We start from the raw sequence: 15,358 nt of genomic DNA on the forward strand, positions 1-15,358 counted from the left end.
ACTCACATCACCTGCCCTTCTATACGTTTCAAAAGCCTTGCAAGTTCACTGCGCCCACGGCTGATCCGGCTCTTCACGGTGCCTTGGGGTACACCTAAAATCTCTGCGATCTCTTTGTAATCCATATCTTCCAGATCACGCAAAATTACCGCTTCCCGCAAATCGGGAGACACCTGCTTGAGTGCCTCTTGAATCTGTGCCTTCAGTTCCAACCCGGCAACATGCTGCTCCTGACTCTTGCCGCCATCGGTCAGGCGTTCCGCTTTGGTCGGTCCATCTTCTTCGCCTTCGTAGCCTTCGTCCAGCGAATCGCTCACACGTTCCAGGCGTGACCGACGATAATTGTCGACGAGCAGATTCCGGGTAAGAGTCGTGAGCCAAGTCGTGAAACTGCCCTTTTCCGGATCGAAACTTGCTAAGTTCTTATACATCTTCAGAAAAGCTTCCTGGGACAAATCCTCTGCATCGCTCTGCGACCCAGTAAACCTGTAGCAGATCCCATAGATTCTACGATGCTGCGACTTGGCTAGTTGCTCCCAGGCCTGGGCGTCTCCAGCAAGGCAACGAACTGCCAGGTCCGCTAACGCTTTCTGCTCGGCGAGAGCCGCAGTTCGGTCGCCCTGTAGCTGGGTCTGCGACTTTGGCTCTTCGGGCGACATGTGCGCCTCGGCGAGGCGAATCTCCTTGGAAAGCGGCTGTTGTATCCGATGGGTCTTGTCGCGCGTCAGCGGGGTTGACCCGAAGCGTGCGGGCGGCACCGCCAGAGGTGTCTTTGCACACCGTCCAAAGAGTGCCGGAATGGTCGCGCTCGCCATAGATTGTCATACGTAAAAGCTGCGGGAGCGGTTCCATTGGGGCAAAGCAGGCTGCAGCGAACCGGTATCAGCCCATGGTATCTGGCTTTGACCGGCCGCTGGCGCCTTTTTCGCGTTTATTGGCCTAGGGTTTGATCACTCCGCAGGCGATCCTGTTTCCTGAATCCCCGCTTGGATCGGTCTTTTGGTCGTCGGCCTTGGCATGGACCACGATCGAAGTCCCCCCGTTTAGAAACAGCGAATTAGGTGCTGCCGGGTCCATCGAAATCGACTGAAGTACAAAGGTCGCCGACCCCATATGATTCTCGCCGACGGAGACACTTTCTGGCATGTCGCCGTTGTGGTGTCCCATAGGGTTCTGGTAGCCGTGGTGTTTGCCATCGGGGTTGAAGTGTCCGCCAGCACCCTTGAAGTCGGGTGCATCACAGACCGGATTTTGGTGGATATGCACGGCATGGAGTCCAAATTCGAGGTTTTTCAGTTCGATTTTGACTTTCACGCCCTTCTTCACGGCCTTGAAGGTTGCAGAGCCGGCGTCCTGGCCGGTCGCGCTCAAAATCGGAACCTTTATTTGCTTGGGAGCTTCTTGGCCGCGAGCTCCAGAGGCTGCCATAGCCGTTAAGATCAAACCTGTCGTCAACCATCCAAAGCGCATAAGAGACCTCCCGATACATCGGTCAGCATACCTCAGTTGTCCACCGCTTCGCACCAATTTACGATAGGCACCTATGGCATCCACGAATCTTCCCGGTGTTCTCGAAGTCATCACGGGTCCGATGTTTTCGGGCAAGAGCGAGGAATTGATACGGCGTCTGAAGCGCGCCCGGATTGCTCGCCAGCGCGTCGCCTGTTTCAAACCCGATATTGACCTCCGCTACCACCGGTCCGCCATCGCCAGCCACAGCGCGCAGACGCATGAGGCAACCACCGTGGCCAATGTCGAATACCTACGGGAGGCGCTCTATCCGCAGCTCGATACGATCGAAGTCATCGGCATCGATGAGGTCCAGTTCTTCGATGCGGGAATTGTTCCACTCGCGGTCGATCTTATTGCGCTGGGAAAACGCGTCCTCATGGCGGGCCTCGACACTACGTTCGCAGCCGAGCCGTTTGGGCCTGTCCCTAACCTGATGGCCATTGCTGACACGGTTACGAAGCTCTCGGCTGTGTGCATGGTTTGTGGCGCTGCTGCAATTCATACCCAGCGGCTGGGGCAGAGCCAGGAGCTTGTTGTCGTTGGGGCGGCGGGGCTTTATGAAGCCCGTTGCCGCGCGCATTTCCATCCGTATCAGGACGAGCACGCCTCAGAGCAGCTGGAACTGACGTCGGTGGTAGAAATTCCCAGGACCGCCTAAGAGTTTCGTCTTCACTAGGGCTCCGCTGGGAAGGCCTTCGGCTGTCGGGCAAAATGCCACATAACGACTGCCATCAAAGCGCAAGCGGCAATGCTTAAACCGCCGTCAATCAGATACATACGCGCCAGCCCGTGGCTGTCGTAGACCCGCCCGTCCAGGACGCCCATGTAGAGGATCGGAATCACGGTCGCGGAGGTAAGCAGGCTGAACTGGGTTGCGGCGAGGGGATTGTTTCTCCCGATGGTGGCAAAACAAATGGCTACCGCGGCTGTGAAGCTGAGGGCTTGAACCACGTTCTCGCCTAGAAACGCCAGGGCGAAGGTGGCGGGTGTTCGAGGGAGCAGAAGGAGGGTCAGGGTGAAGAGGCTGCCTACTGTACCGATCAGTAAGTAAAGGGGAAGGGATTTGATCCAGCGGGCGAAGAGGGGTAGCAGGAGGCAAGCGGTGGCCCCTGCTAGTGCGAGGACAACTCCGCCCATGCGACCAACGAAAGCTGGCGAGGTGTGAAAGTCTGCGGAGACGCCACCGAGTTGGTTGGTGAGGGCGAAAGAGCCTGTGGGCGCGGCAAACAATAGCAGCGTAAGGACTACCTCGCGTCGCTTGACGAGGGAAGCGAGTTCTGAGAACAGCTTTTTGAAGCCGTCCCGGGCTAGATTCAGGGTGGATTTCGCGGCGTCTGGGGAGGTTAGCTCTGGAACCGGGATCCAAGGGAAGACGGCGGCGGGAAGCACGACGAGGGCACCAAGGAGTGGGGCGATGATGGTTAGGGGTAAGCGGCGCATGCCTTCGGCTGCGAGGCCGGCCATCAGACCGTTGCCTAGAAAGAGCCCGACCTGGGTCCAGGCGCTTAGGCGGGCGCCTTCGTGGTTCGGATTGTCTCCGTCAGATTCGGCAACGTCCGGGATGACGCCTGCTAGCCATCCACCGAGGGCGTTGGAGCTCAGGACGGAGGCTGCGTAGGCGATCATCAGCAGGATTTCCAGTGTGAGCAGGTGCCCGCGCATAAGTACAGCTGTCATCAGTCCGATACCCGCAAGTGCTGCAAAGAGAGTGGCATAGAAGCGGCGGGTGAAACGGATGTCGAGCATGGGGCCGAGCAGGAAGACCCAGAACCCGGGGGAGAGGCAGGCGGCGCTGATGGCGGCGATTTTGATTTCGGGGACGCCCTGTGCAGCGAGCATCTGGGGCAAGGGCAGCACGATGAAGCCGCCCGCGAGGCCGATGGTGGCGTTTGAGAGGCCCATCAGCCACACGGGGGCTCGTCGGCGATGGGTGCTGGGGGGCATCGCCACAGTGTACGGCAGAGTGGTTGTTCCTAAGATTCCAGCGGTTGCCAGAGTTCTACGCGATTGCCGTCGCAGTCCTTGATCCAAGCGAATTTTCCGTAGGAAGCGTCGTCGCGCTTGGGGTCGATCCATACGCCCGCTGCGCTAAGTGATGCAAGCAGGGCATCTAGGTCGTCTACGCGGTAGTTGACCATGAACTGCTGCTGGCCGTCGCCGAAGTAGCTGGTGTCCTGGGGGAAGGCGGACCAGGCGGTCATGCCGGTGCCGGCGGGGACTTCGTCAGACCACTGGAAGGCGGCGCCGTTGAAGTCGCTGAGGGTGATGCCGAGGTGTTCGGCGTACCATTTTGCCGTTGCCTTTGGGTCGTTGGAGCGGAGGAAGACTCCGCCGATGCCTGTAACTCTTGCCATATGAGCCTCTTAGGTTTGCTGGAGAGCGTTGATGAGGTGGGTGACGGCGCCGGTGTCGATGGTAGTGGCTGCCAGTTGGATGCCGTCGCGAAGGTTGCTGGCGAGGCCGCCGACAACCAGGACGGCGGCTGCGTTCAGCAGGACTACGTCTCTGGCCGGGCCTTGTTTTCCGGTGAAGATCGCTTTTAGAATCAGGGCGTTGTCGGAAGCGTTGCCACCGGCCAGGGCGGAGAGGGGGGCGCGCTGGAGGCCTAAATCTTCGGGGGTTATGGTGTATTCGGTGACGTTTCCGTTGCGGAGTTCGGCAATTTCGGAGGGACCGGAGAGGGCTAGCTCGTCTAGGCCACCGTCGCCGTGGACTACCATGGCGTGGTGGATGTCAAGTAGAATCATGGCGTTGGCGACTAGGGGGACTAGGCGGGACTGGTAGACGCCCATGACCTGGCGGCGGGCTCCGGCGGGGTTGAGGAGGGGGCCCAAGATGTGCAGGATGGAGCGCACGCCGAGGGCTTTGCGGACTGGCATAACTGCTTTCAATTGAGGATGATGCGAAGGGGCCAGGAGGAAGGCAAAGTGGCGGGTGCGGAGGGCCTGGGCGGCTTCGGTGGGGGAGAGGTGGATGGGGATGCCGAGGGCTTCGAGGACGTCTCCGGAGCCGCAGATCGAAGTGACGGCGCGGTTGCCGTGCTTGGCTACGCGGATTCCGGCGGCTGCAGCGACAAGGGCGGCGGCGGTGGAGATGTTGAAGGTGCCGCTGGCATCGCCTCCGGTGCCGCAGGTGTCGACGAGCTCCTGCTGCTCTATCTGGCTGAGGGGAAGGATGTTCGCCGCATTACGGAGGGTGGAGGCGAAGCCGGCGATCTCGGCGGAGGTCTCGCCGCGGGCGGCCAGGGCGCCGAGGAGGGCGGCTAATTCAATGTCGCTGGCTTGGCCGGCGAGGATGCGTTCCATGAGCGCGGAGGCCTCGGAACGCGAGAGGGTTTCGCGCTGTTCGAGGATGCGGCGGAGCTCGTTCTGGATAGACATTGCGCTTCTGAGCGTATCAAACGTGTATGACTTAGCCCTGTTTCGGGCTCCAAATCGGGGTGTTTAGCATAGTTTTACGCGGTGCGGCGGGCAGGTTTTGGGTCGAAATGTAAAGCGTGCTTGACACTTTTGGGCGTCAATGTAAAGCGTGCTTTACAGCCGACCTAACGAAAGTCAAGCTTCCTTGACATTGATAGAAATCGCACAATCTTTCCGATTATCGCCGCGTGGGTTTGCTAGTCGTTCGAGCGAGTCACTAGGATGATTTCGATGGCGTGAAGAAAAGCCGTCCTACTTGAAACTGCAAGGCTGGAGTCCGCATGAAGATCCACGAGTACCAAGGGAAAGAGATTCTGCGCAAGTATGGAGTGACTGTTCCCAATGGGGAGATGGCGACGACCCTGGAGGAGGCAGACACGGCGGCGAAGCAGCTTTTCTCTGAGGGGAACGCGGTGGTTGTCGTCAAGGCGCAGATTCACGCGGGGGGACGTGGGAAGGGCGGCGGGGTGAAGCTGGCGAAGTCGATGACGGAGGCGGCTGCCGCGTCGAAGGCGATTTTGGGAATGCAGTTGGTGACTCACCAGACGGGGCCGCAGGGGCAGAAGGTGCAGCGGCTGCTGATCGAGGCTGGGTCGGCGATTGAGCGCGAGCTTTATTTGGGGTTGGTGCTGGATCGTGCGTCGGCGCAGGTGGTGTTTATGGCGTCGCAGGCGGGCGGCATGGACATTGAAGAGGTGGCGCACGATACGCCGGAGAAGATCTTCAAGGAGTATGTGGATCCGGCGATTGGATTTCAGCCGTACCAGGCTCGCAAGCTGGCGTTCAAGCTGGGGCTGGCGCCGGCGCAGATTGGCGAAGCGGCTCGGCTCATGATGGGGATGTACAAGGCGTTCATGGATACCGACTCGACGTTGATGGAGATCAATCCGTTCATCACGACGAAGGATGGGAAACTGCTGGCGCTGGATTGCAAGATGAACTTCGACGATAACGCGATGTTCCGGCATAAGGATTTGAAGGAGCTGCGGGATATTTCGGAAGAGGATCCGCTGGAGGTTGAGGCGAGCAAGTTTGCGCTGAATTACATCAAGCTGGATGGGTCGATTGCGTGCATGGTGAATGGCGCTGGGTTGGCTATGGCGACTATGGACATCATCAAGTATGCGGGTGGAGCGCCGGCGAACTTTTTGGATGTGGGCGGCGGCGCGAATCAGGAACAGATTGAGAATGCGTTTGGGATTTTGTTGAGTGACCCGAATGTGAAGGCGATTTTCATTAATATTTTTGGCGGCATCCTTCGTGTGGATGTGCTGGCTACTGCGGTTGTTGCTGCGGCGAAAAAACTCAACGTTCACTTGCCGATTATTCTTCGGCTTGAAGGAACGAACGTTGAGGAGGGCCGGAAGATTATTGCGGAATCTGGAATGAAGGTGCAGATTGGCGCGACGATGAAGGAAGCGGCGGATTTGGCGGTTGCTGCGGCGAAGGGTTGAGCTCCGACTGATTTATTGGATACCACGCATGCGCGCTATTGACGGAAAGAAGATCGCACTTGTCGGCGGAGGTCCGGGAGGACTTACGCTGGCACGGCTGCTTCAAATGGGTGGCGCGGACGTTGCGGTTTATGAGCGTGACCAGAGCCGCGAGGCACGCGTGCAGGGGAGTGCGCTGGATTTGCATGAGGATTCCGGGCTGGCGGCGCTCGATGCCGGGGGACTGATGGATGCGTTCTGGGCGAATCACCGTGCGGATCTTGATCGCCTTCGGTTGACGGATCAGGACGGCGTGATTCTGCACGATCACGAGCGGAAGATGTCGGGGGCGGGCAAGCGTCCTGAGATCGAGCGCGGTCCGCTGCGCGATCTGTTGCTGGATTCGCTGCGGCCTGGGACGGTGCATTGGGACCGGAGGCTGGAGGGTGCAGAGATTTCCGGCGAAAAGGTAAAGCTGCAGTTTGCTGGTGGGGAAAGTGTGTTGGCCGATGTGGCGATTGGTTGCGACGGAGCGAACTCGCGGTTGCGGGCGGTGGTGACGCCTATCCGTCCTGAGTATGTCGGGGTGGCGCTGGTGGAAGGCGTTGTTGTTGCGGCGAAAGACGCGGTGCCGGAGTTGTGGAAGCTGTTGGGCGGAGCAGCGTTAATTGCGCTGGGCAGCGAGCGAACGATCGGGATGGGGACCAAGCCTGACGGAAGCATCCTGTTCTACGCCGGGCTGAAAAGCGCGGATGCGGAAGGTAGACAGAGGCTGGAAGCGGCCGACGACGCGGACAAGCGCGTGGCGTGGTTTCATGAGAACTTCGAGGGCTGGAGTGCGCTGTGGGAACCGCTGTTTGCGAAGGCGAAGTCGACGGTGTGGCGGCCGCTGTTGGTGTGTCCTGAAGATCAGCATTGGGATCCAAAGCCGAACGTTACGCTGATCGGAGATGCGGCGCACGTGATGCCACCGTATGCAGGCGAAGGCGTGAACATGGCGATGCTTGATGCGCTGGTGCTGTCGCGGGAGTTGCTGCAGGAAGGCGATGCCGGAAGCGCGATCGCGCGTTACGAGGCAGAGATGTTTGAGCGCATGCGGGGCATGACGAGCGACACGATGATGAATACCGAGATGTTTTACTCGACGGACGCAGCGGATCGCGTGGTTGGGTTGTTTCAAAGTTTTGCGGGAGCGGCATCAAGCGCTTCTGCAGCACAGAATTGAATACAAGCCGCGCATTGCGTGGGCTTGATAGGAGAACGTGAATGTCAGTATTGGTTGGCAAGGGAACGCGGCTTATTGTGCAGGGGATTACTGGGCGTGAAGGGTCGTTTCATGCCAAGGGATGCGCGGAGTATGGGACGAAGGTGGTGGGCGGCGTTACGCCGGGTAAGGGCGGGACTACGTTTGAGGGGTGGCCGGTTTTTAATACCGTCGATGAAGCGGTGAAGGAGACGGGTGCGAATGCGACGATGATCTTTGTGCCGCCACCGGCTGCTGCGGATGGAATTCTGGAGGCGACGGCTGCGGGGATTCCGCTGATCGTTTGCATCACTGAGGGGATTCCGGTGCTGGATATGGTGAAGGTTTGGGAGGTCGTGCGGAAGTCGAAGTCACGGCTGATTGGGCCGAATTGTCCCGGGGTGATTTCGCCGGGGAAGGCGAAGATCGGGATTATGCCGGGGCGGATTCATAAAGAGGGTTCGGTGGGGATTGTTTCGCGGTCGGGCACGCTGACGTATGAGGCGGTGTATCAGCTGACGCAGCGGGGGATTGGGCAGTCGACCGCGATTGGAATTGGTGGCGACCCGATTATTGGAACGAATCATATCGACGCGCTGCGGTTGCTGAATGATGATCCGGATACTGAGGCGATCATCATGATTGGTGAGATTGGTGGAACAGCGGAAGAGGCTGCGGCTGACTTTGTTAAGCAGTACGTGAAGAAGCCGGTGGTTGGATTTATTGCGGGGCAGACGGCCCCTCCGGGGCGACGGATGGGGCATGCGGGCGCGATTATTTCTGGCGGCGAGGGGACGGCGGAGAGCAAGATGGCGGCGATGATGGCTGCGGGGATCCACGTGGTGAAGTCGCCGGCAGAGATTGGCGAGACGATGCAGCGGGTGATGGGGAAGTAGTAGAACAGGGGATAGGGGATAGAGTGTAGAGGATAGAGAAAGGCGAGGCTTGGGCGGAGATTGGTGGGGACACGGTTGTTGGGGCTGGGCTTGCATCTAACGAAGTGTCGGCCCAATTTTTGAAGAGCCTTCTGCAGCGGGCGTGGATGCCCGAGCGAGGCTTTTGTGCAAAAGCGAATTCTGGTTGTTTCCCATGATCCGGTGTTGAGAGATTCACGATCGGCGTTGCTGCTGCACGCCGGGTTTGCGGTGTCCGCTGTCGGTCACAATGATGAAGCGATGGCGTTGATGGTGCAGAACACCTTTGATGTGGTGGTGATTGGGCGAAACTCGCATTGGCCGGAGATGGGGCTGGATGAGCGTGTGCGGGCGATTTATCCCGAACAATTGATTGTGAAGATTGCGCAGGCGGGCGAGCCAAAGAGCATGTTCTGTTCGCGCATTACGGACTCGTTTCCAACCAACGTTCTGGAAGCGGTGAACGAGGTGCTGGGCGGTGCGGATCCGCTCGGAGGATCGTTTGGAGCGTTCGCTGTCGAGGGGAATTGATCGTGGCTAGCGGGTTTGCTGGCGGGAGTAGAAGGCCCAGGCGATGGCGAACATGACGGCTATCATGAAGGAAAGTTCCGCGTGGGGGCGGTTGCGGTAGTAGAGGTTGACGATGGCGTCGAAGGTCCAGGCAGCGGAGCCGACGGCCCATATCCATGCAGTGCGACGCATCATTTCTCCTTGGACGCAGGAAGCCGCGGGAGGACGCGCTCGGTGGAGCGTATAGAGCATTTTATGCGCGAATTTGCGGGGCGAGGGGTTGGGGTTGTTGCTGGAGGAGGTTCTATACTCTCGTATGCGCAGAGTGCTTGTGGGTTTGGTTGCGGTCTTGGTGTCGGTGTCTGCGGGTGCGCAGACGGTTGCGGTGCGGTTTCCGGCGGCGGTGTCGGGGAAGGCGCTGGATGGGCGGCTGATGGTGCTGCTGTCGAATGATCCGAGTGAAGAGCCGAGGATGCAGATCAACGATACGATGGCGTCGCAGCAGGTGTTTGGCGTGACGGTGGATGGGATGAAGCCGGGGCAGACGGTGGTGGTTGCGGACGAGGGCGGTGACGGAATCTCGGGGTATCCGCGCGCTACGTTGAAGGATGTGCCGCCCGGGGATTACACGGTGCAGGCCGTGTTGAATGTGTATGAGACGTTCCATCGGGGGGATGGGTCGGTGGTGAAGCTGTCGGCGGATCGGGGCGAGGGGAAGCAGTGGAGTGTGGCGCCGGGGAATTTGTATTCGAAGCCGGTGAAGGTTCATGTGGGGCCGGGGACAAAGCTAGAGATTTCGATGGACCAGGTGATGCCGGAGATTAAGCCGGAGGCGGATACGAAGTTTATTCGGCATATTCGGATTCAGTCGGCGCTGCTTACGAAGTTCTGGGGGAGGCCGGTGTTTCTGTCGGCGGTGGTGATGGTGCCTTGGGGGTTCGATGAACATCCGGAGGCGCGGTATCCGCTGATTGTGGCGCAGGATCATTTTGTTTCGGAGTTCGATGACTTTCGGACTGAGCCGCCGGATGCGAATTTGAAGCCGGTGTATTCGGATCGGTTTCATCTTGCGGGGTATAACCGGATCATGCAGGAGGAGGCTTATAAAAATTACCAAGAGTGGATTGCGCCGAAGACTCCGCGGATGTTGATTGTGAAGCTGCAGCATGCGAATCCGTTTTATGACGATAGCTATGCTGTGAACTCGGCTAATGTTGGGCCTTATGGGGATGCGATTGAGACTGAGCTGATTCCGGCGATTGAGAAGCAGTTTCGTGGGATTGGTAAAGGGTGGGCTCGGTTTCTTTATGGCGGGTCTACGGGTGGGTGGGAGTCGCTGGCTGTGCAGATGTTTTATCCGGATCACTATAACGGGGCGTTTGTGGCTTGCCCTGATCCCGTTGACTTTCATGCGTATATGACGAGGGATTTGTATAAGGACGACAACATGTTTTATGCGCAGGGTGCCAATAAGCGCGTGGAGCAGCCGGCGATGCGGAATTATTTGGGGCAGACGTTGATCTCGATGCGCGACAACATTGCGTACGAGGCGGCGTTGGGGGATCACGGGCGGTCGGGCGACCAGTTTGATATTTGGCAGGCTGTGTATTCGCCGCAGGGGAAGGATGGGTATCCGTTGCCGATTTTTGATAAGACTACCGGCGTGATTGATCATAAGACCGCGGAATATTGGCGGGAGCATTATGATCTCGACGCGATACTGCAGAAAGATTGGGGCACGCTGGGGCCTAAGCTGCAGGGGAAACTGCATATCTATGTTGGGTCGGATGACACTTACTTTTTGAATAATGCGGTTTACCTGATGCAGGACTTTTTGGATAAGACAGGGACTCCTGGGTATGGGGTTCCTTATGAGGGCGAGGTGAAGTATGGACCTCGGGCGGAGCATTGCTGGAATGGGGATCCTGCGAAGCCGAATGCTTATTCGCGGATGCATTACAACCAGATGTATGTGCCGCAGATTGTAGAGCGGATGGAGAAGACCGCGCCGGCGGGGGCGGACCTCAGTAGCTGGAGGTACTGAGGCAGAGTGTAGAGGGTAGAGTGTAGAGCCTAGAGAAGGCGTGGGTAGCGGCAGAGGTGTCCCAGGGGCTAAAGCCCTATCGGCGGGCGTGGGTGGATGTCCGGGCTAAAGCCCGGACCTATCTCAGAGGCAAAGGCAAGAACACGGGTAAGAGCAAGGGAAGAAGCAGATTCCCAGAGGGAATGACAGAAAGAAACGCAAACGCAAAGGCAAACGCGAGCGCTGTGGTTAGTCGATGAAGGTGCCCATGGGTTCGCCTTCTTTCAGGTCGGCGGCGAAGCGGAGGCGGTGGTTGTCGGGGTCGAGGACTTGGATTTCGCGGGAGCCCCAGGGGAAGTTGGTGGGGCCTTGCAGGATGTTGGCTCCGCTGGCTTTCCATTCTTCGTAGAGAGCGTCGGCGTCGGAGACGGGGGCCCAGATCCAGGTGCCGGGGTTCCCCTGGTCTCCTTCGCAGAGCATGATCGAGCAGGTGCCTCGACGGACGGAGGCGTAGTAGGGGAGCTGCCAGGGGATTTCGAAGCCTAGGATGCGGGTGTAGTAGTCGAGGCTGGTGGCCAGGTTGGCGACGCGGAAGATGGGGATGGCGTGGTGGAGGCGGATTTCGTTGGGGGTTTGGTCGGTGGGAGGCATGTGGGGTCCGTGTTCGGCTTTTAGCTTCTACCCTCTAGCTTTTAACTAAAGGCGAGGGCAAAGGCAAGGGCGGAGGCCGATCCCTGCGGGGACAGCTGGAAAGGCAAAGGCATACCTCGGGGCTAAAGCCCAGATGTTTCCCGGGACATGAGACCCGAGGCTGAAGCCTCGGGGTACCTGGTCTGTCGCTGGAGCCTCGGAGGGCCGGGCTTGTTGCTAAGCAGGTACACTGGTAGAGCAGTCTAATTAAGGAGATTTACGTGTCAGAGCGCACTTTTAGCATCATTAAGCCGGACGCCGTTAAGAAGGGCGATGCCGGCGCTATTCTCGCGGAGATTGTGAAGGCGGGATTCAAGATTGTTTCGATCAAGAAGATTTCGATTTCGAAGAGCCAGGCCGAAGGGTTTTATCATGTGCACTCGGCGCGGCCGTTTTTTGGCGAGCTGACGGAGTTCATGAGCTCGGGGGCGATTGTTCCGATGGTTCTGGAGAAGGACAATGCCATTGCTGATCTGCGCAAGTTGATGGGCGCTACCGATCCGGCTAAGGCTGAGGCGGGTACGATTCGCAAGATGTTTGCGGCTTCGATTGGCGAGAATGCGATTCATGGTTCGGACGCGGAGGATACTGCGGCGTTCGAGATTGGGTACTTCTTTGCTGGGCTTGAGTTGAAGTAAAACGCGCGGGGAGCGAAAAATCAGGGGCGGCTCGCAGATTATGTGCGGGCCGCCCCTAGCTCTTCATCTGGGAATACGAGTTCTTTATCGGATGGGGGACAGAAAGCTTTAGGGCGTTCGGGTGGTGGCAGTTAAGAACGGGAGACAGCGGGTTCCTCGCTGCGCTCGGAATGACAGCCAGAAAGGCTAGGGCTAATGCAAGGGCAAAGGAAGAAGCAGATCCCTGCGGGATGACAGCCAGAAAAGCAAATGCAAAAGCAAAAGCAAATGCAAATGCAAATGCAAATGCAAATGCAAGGACTAATACAGGGATCCTTCGCTTCGCTCGAGGATGACGAAATTTTTGGTGGCGGGTCGAGGCAAAAGCAAGGCAAAGGTAAAGGTAAAGGCAAAGGCAAAGGCAGAGGCAAAGGCAAAGGCAATGCAAAAGGCCAATGCCAATGCGGGGATCTCTCCGCTTCGCATCACAAAGACAAGAGCGTGATGCTCCGGTCGAGATGACGGCGGATTGGCGCTGGCGAACGGGCTTGGGTTATTTGGTGAAGAGGGTTAGGTCGATGGCGTCGGCCATTAGGTGGAAGCCGGCGTCGTTGGGGTGGAGGTGGTCGCCGGAGTCGGCGGCGGGGAGGAAGACGGAGGGGTTGGCGGGGTCGCGGGTGGCTTTGTCGAAGTCGATGACTCCGTCGAAGAGAGGGGTGGTGCGGATCCACTGGTTGACGGTTTGGCGTACGGCGTCGCCGGCGGGGGAGGAGTAGCCGGCGCCCATGTAGGGCGTGAGGGTCGCTCCGATGACTTTGAGGTTGTGGGCGTGGGCGCGGGCCGCTAGCTGGGAGAGGCCGGTGATCAGGTCGTCGGCGGAGACGATGTCGTATTGCTTTTTGGGGTCGTAGGCGTGGCCGATGTCGTTGATGCTTTCGAGGAGGATGACGTACTTTACGCCGGAGGGGGCCAGGACGTCCGAGTCGAAGCGGGCGAGGGCGTTGGGGCCCCAGCCGTCGTGGAGGACGCGATTGCCTCCTATGCCTTCGTTGATGACGGCGAGGTTGCTGGTGGCGGGGTTGGCCTGGAGGCGGGCGGCGAGGAGGTCGGGCCAGGTGTTGTGGGTGCCGGTGGTGCTGTGCCAGCCGTCGGTGATGCTGTCTCCGAAGGCTACGATGGTGGCGGGTTGGGATGGGGATTGCGGGGCTTCGACTTCTACGCCTTTGATGAAGTCCCAGACTTCGGTGGTGGCTGCGTCTTTGAGGGTGGGGGAGGTGACCTGGTCGAAGCTGGCGATGTAGTTGGTTTCGAGGGAGAGGTCGTGCTGGGTGAGGGTGGGGATGGCCTGGCCGGCGATGGAGAGGGATATTGCCAGGTCGGAGAGGGGGGCGAGGTTGAAGGGGATGGGGTCGCTGACGGCTATGGAGCCGGGTGGGATGGTGATGGCGGGATGGCCGTTGAAGGTGAGGGGAACGGAGGAGTTGGGTTGGATGGCGCCGGCAGGGGCGGGGAGGGTGGCGGCGGCGTCAATGACCAGGGAGCTGACGCCTAGCTCGTTGGTGAGGACTACGCGGATGGTGGAGCCGCCGATGGAGACATGGACGATCTGGCGGAGGGTGGTGGGCATGGTGAAGGCGTGGTGGTCGTTGGCGTGGGCGACGGGAGCGGTGCCCCAGGTGGCTACCCAGTGAGGTTGGGTCTGGGCGGCGGCGGGGAGGGTGGTTAGGGGGAGGGTGGTGGCTAGGAGGGTGAGGCGTAGAGCGGTGGTGGACAAGCGCACGGCGGGGACTCCTGGAGGGTTGGCTAGCGGTGGATGGTGAGGTTGGGTTTTGTGTCGGGTACCAGCATACGTCCTGCGCGGACGGCGGGAGGCTTCGCGTTGCGGGGGAACATAGGGGGATTGGGGTGGGTGTTGGAAGAACGGGAGACAGCAGGTTCCTCGCTGCGCTCGGAATGACAGACAGAAAGGCAACAGCAACAGCAACAGCAAAAGCAACGACAAATACGGGGGTCCTTCACTGCGTTCAGGATGACGGCGAGAAACTTGCAACTGCAACGGCAACAGCAGGTTCCTCGCCTCCGGCTTTGCTCAGGGTCGGAATGGCAGCCAGAAAGGCAAAGGTAGAGGCAGAGGCATTGAAATAGTTTTTTGGGGGATGCGTAATTTGGGGGGACTGCTTCGTATACACCGCGTATGTACGGATACGATATGGCATTGGCGAGCACGGTGAACCGAGATACGGGGGATACGCGGGAGATTGCACGCGGCCTTCGCGATAGAGATGTCGCGCTGCTGCAGATGCTGGTGGAGGAGTATCAGGACCGGCTGGTGCGGTATCTGGTTTATGTGTTGGGGCGGCGGGATGGGGTCGACGACCTGGTGCAGGAGACTTGGCTGCGGGTGATGGAGCGCGGCAAAAGCTATGATGGGCGGTCGCGGTTTGAGCCTTGGCTGTTCACGGTGGCTCGGCATTTGGCGATTGATTTTTTGAGGCGGCGGCGCGAGGTGAGTTTCGACGCGGAGGATGATGGGCGGCTGGTTGTGATGGCGCCGGTGTCGCAGGCGATGTCTCCGTTTGCGCTGGCGGCGCGGACGGAGGATGCGGAGCGGCTGGCGGCGGCGTTGCAGGGGCTGCAGGCGATTACTCGCGAGGCGTTGGTGCTGAGGTTTATGGAAGACATGTCGCTGCAGGAGATTGCGGCGATGGTGGGTGCGCCGGTGCCTACAGTGGCGGCGAGGATTTATCGAGGATTGGCGGCGTTGCGGTCGCAGATGGAGGAGAGGCATGAGCGCTGAGAGGCATGAGGATTTTGAGCAGAGGATTGACCGCAGTTTGGCGGGGGCGGGGACTCCTGAAGATGAGCGTTTGGTGGAAGTGCATGTGCGTTCGTGCGCGGCGTGTGCGGAGTATTTGAGCGCTAGCCGGCGGGCTGTTGCGGGCTTGAAGGGCTTCTCGTTTGAGGCGGGGGGGGGGGTGGATGCGCGGGGGGTGGGTG

Annotated in this window: 19 protein-coding genes; 11 read left to right on the forward strand and 8 right to left on the reverse strand. The window is 59.3% G+C overall.

Going from position 1 to position 15,358, the window contains the following annotated elements:
• Nucleotides 1–2: 2 nt before the first annotated feature.
• Entirely contained in the window at nucleotides 3–815 is an 813-nt protein-coding gene (locus GSQ80_RS04480) for an RNA polymerase sigma factor (protein ID WP_158786315.1), read from the reverse strand.
• A 124-nt stretch (nucleotides 816–939) separates the two neighbouring features.
• Entirely contained in the window at nucleotides 940–1,470 is a 531-nt protein-coding gene (locus GSQ80_RS04485) for a superoxide dismutase family protein (protein ID WP_158786316.1), read from the reverse strand.
• A 73-nt stretch (nucleotides 1,471–1,543) separates the two neighbouring features.
• Here GSQ80_RS04485 and GSQ80_RS04490 point away from each other — a divergent pair, with 73 nt between their 5' ends.
• Nucleotides 1,544–2,170 carry a thymidine kinase gene (locus GSQ80_RS04490; RefSeq protein WP_158786317.1) on the forward strand — a complete coding sequence of 209 codons (627 nt, stop codon included), beginning with the start codon at nucleotides 1,544–1,546 and terminating at the stop codon, nucleotides 2,168–2,170.
• A gap of 14 nt (nucleotides 2,171–2,184) precedes the next feature.
• Here the strand turns inward: GSQ80_RS04490 and GSQ80_RS04495 are convergent, their stop codons facing one another.
• The 3 genes from GSQ80_RS04495 to trpD all read right to left on the reverse strand — a co-directional run bounded on the left by GSQ80_RS04495 (nucleotide 2,185) and on the right by trpD (nucleotide 4,892).
• Nucleotides 2,185–3,414 carry an MFS transporter gene (locus GSQ80_RS04495; protein WP_158786318.1) on the reverse strand — a complete coding sequence of 410 codons (1,230 nt, stop codon included), beginning with the start codon at nucleotides 3,412–3,414 and terminating at the stop codon, nucleotides 2,185–2,187.
• 71 nt (nucleotides 3,415–3,485) lie between these two features.
• Nucleotides 3,486–3,866, reverse strand: a complete 381-nt coding sequence (locus GSQ80_RS04500; RefSeq protein WP_158786319.1) for a VOC family protein — start codon at nucleotides 3,864–3,866, stop codon at nucleotides 3,486–3,488.
• A 9-nt stretch (nucleotides 3,867–3,875) separates the two neighbouring features.
• Nucleotides 3,876–4,892: an anthranilate phosphoribosyltransferase gene (gene trpD, locus GSQ80_RS04505; RefSeq protein ID WP_158786320.1), complete on the reverse strand. Its 1,017-nt coding sequence runs from the start codon at nucleotides 4,890–4,892 to the stop codon at nucleotides 3,876–3,878.
• 320 nt (nucleotides 4,893–5,212) lie between these two features.
• Between trpD and sucC the strand changes: the two genes are divergently transcribed.
• The 4 genes from sucC (at nucleotide 5,213) to GSQ80_RS04525 (ending at nucleotide 9,052) form a co-directional block, all read left to right on the forward strand.
• Nucleotides 5,213–6,385 carry an ADP-forming succinate--CoA ligase subunit beta gene (gene sucC / locus GSQ80_RS04510; protein ID WP_158786321.1) on the forward strand — a complete coding sequence of 391 codons (1,173 nt, stop codon included), beginning with the start codon at nucleotides 5,213–5,215 and terminating at the stop codon, nucleotides 6,383–6,385.
• Nucleotides 6,386–6,413: 28 nt separating this feature from the next.
• Complete coding sequence (locus GSQ80_RS04515) at nucleotides 6,414–7,589, forward strand: NAD(P)/FAD-dependent oxidoreductase (protein ID WP_158786322.1); 1,176 nt, start codon at nucleotides 6,414–6,416, stop codon at nucleotides 7,587–7,589.
• 41 nt (nucleotides 7,590–7,630) lie between these two features.
• A complete protein-coding gene (sucD, locus tag GSQ80_RS04520) occupies nucleotides 7,631–8,503 on the forward strand; it encodes a succinate--CoA ligase subunit alpha (RefSeq protein ID WP_158786323.1) in 873 nt (290 codons plus the stop codon).
• Between the two features lie 165 nt (nucleotides 8,504–8,668).
• Nucleotides 8,669–9,052: a hypothetical protein gene (locus GSQ80_RS04525; protein WP_158786324.1), complete on the forward strand. Its 384-nt coding sequence runs from the start codon at nucleotides 8,669–8,671 to the stop codon at nucleotides 9,050–9,052.
• Nucleotides 9,053–9,058: 6 nt separating this feature from the next.
• Here GSQ80_RS04525 and GSQ80_RS04530 read toward each other — a convergent pair whose 3' ends face one another.
• Entirely contained in the window at nucleotides 9,059–9,223 is a 165-nt protein-coding gene (locus GSQ80_RS04530; RefSeq protein ID WP_158786325.1) for a hypothetical protein, read from the reverse strand.
• A gap of 124 nt (nucleotides 9,224–9,347) precedes the next feature.
• On the opposite strand from GSQ80_RS04530, the gene GSQ80_RS04535 reads away from it, so the two are divergent.
• A complete protein-coding gene (locus GSQ80_RS04535) occupies nucleotides 9,348–11,075 on the forward strand; it encodes a hypothetical protein (protein WP_158786326.1) in 1,728 nt (575 codons plus the stop codon).
• 228 nt (nucleotides 11,076–11,303) lie between these two features.
• On the opposite strand, the gene GSQ80_RS04540 is transcribed toward GSQ80_RS04535, so the two are convergent.
• Nucleotides 11,304–11,705, reverse strand: a complete 402-nt coding sequence (locus tag GSQ80_RS04540) for a VOC family protein (protein ID WP_158786327.1) — start codon at nucleotides 11,703–11,705, stop codon at nucleotides 11,304–11,306.
• 260 nt (nucleotides 11,706–11,965) lie between these two features.
• On the opposite strand from GSQ80_RS04540, the gene ndk reads away from it, so the two are divergent.
• Together ndk and GSQ80_RS04550 are read left to right on the forward strand one after the other, a co-directional pair.
• Nucleotides 11,966–12,382, forward strand: a complete 417-nt coding sequence (gene ndk, locus GSQ80_RS04545; protein WP_158786328.1) for a nucleoside-diphosphate kinase — start codon at nucleotides 11,966–11,968, stop codon at nucleotides 12,380–12,382.
• A 249-nt stretch (nucleotides 12,383–12,631) separates the two neighbouring features.
• Nucleotides 12,632–12,883 (forward strand): hypothetical protein, encoded by a 252-nt coding sequence (locus GSQ80_RS04550; protein ID WP_158786329.1) that lies wholly within the window; start codon nucleotides 12,632–12,634, stop codon nucleotides 12,881–12,883.
• Between the two features lie 31 nt (nucleotides 12,884–12,914).
• Here GSQ80_RS04550 and GSQ80_RS04555 read toward each other — a convergent pair whose 3' ends face one another.
• The gene (locus GSQ80_RS04555; protein WP_254059438.1) at nucleotides 12,915–14,141 is read right to left on the reverse strand and encodes an SGNH/GDSL hydrolase family protein; all 1,227 of its coding nucleotides are present in this window, start codon (nucleotides 14,139–14,141) and stop codon (nucleotides 12,915–12,917) included.
• 29 nt (nucleotides 14,142–14,170) lie between these two features.
• Here GSQ80_RS04555 and GSQ80_RS04560 point away from each other — a divergent pair, with 29 nt between their 5' ends.
• The 3 genes from GSQ80_RS04560 to GSQ80_RS04570 all read left to right on the forward strand — a co-directional run.
• Nucleotides 14,171–14,506, forward strand: a complete 336-nt coding sequence (locus GSQ80_RS04560) for a hypothetical protein (protein ID WP_158786330.1) — start codon at nucleotides 14,171–14,173, stop codon at nucleotides 14,504–14,506.
• Between the two features lie 64 nt (nucleotides 14,507–14,570).
• Complete coding sequence (locus GSQ80_RS04565) at nucleotides 14,571–15,158, forward strand: RNA polymerase sigma factor (RefSeq protein WP_158786331.1); 588 nt, start codon at nucleotides 14,571–14,573, stop codon at nucleotides 15,156–15,158.
• Nucleotides 15,148–15,358 (forward strand): zf-HC2 domain-containing protein (locus tag GSQ80_RS04570; RefSeq protein ID WP_158786332.1); only part of this gene is annotated, 211 nt, incomplete at its 3' end. The genes GSQ80_RS04565 and GSQ80_RS04570, both read left to right, overlap by 11 nt.

The organism is Granulicella sp. L46, from assembly GCF_009765785.1.
Classification (GTDB): domain Bacteria; phylum Acidobacteriota; class Terriglobia; order Terriglobales; family Acidobacteriaceae; genus Granulicella.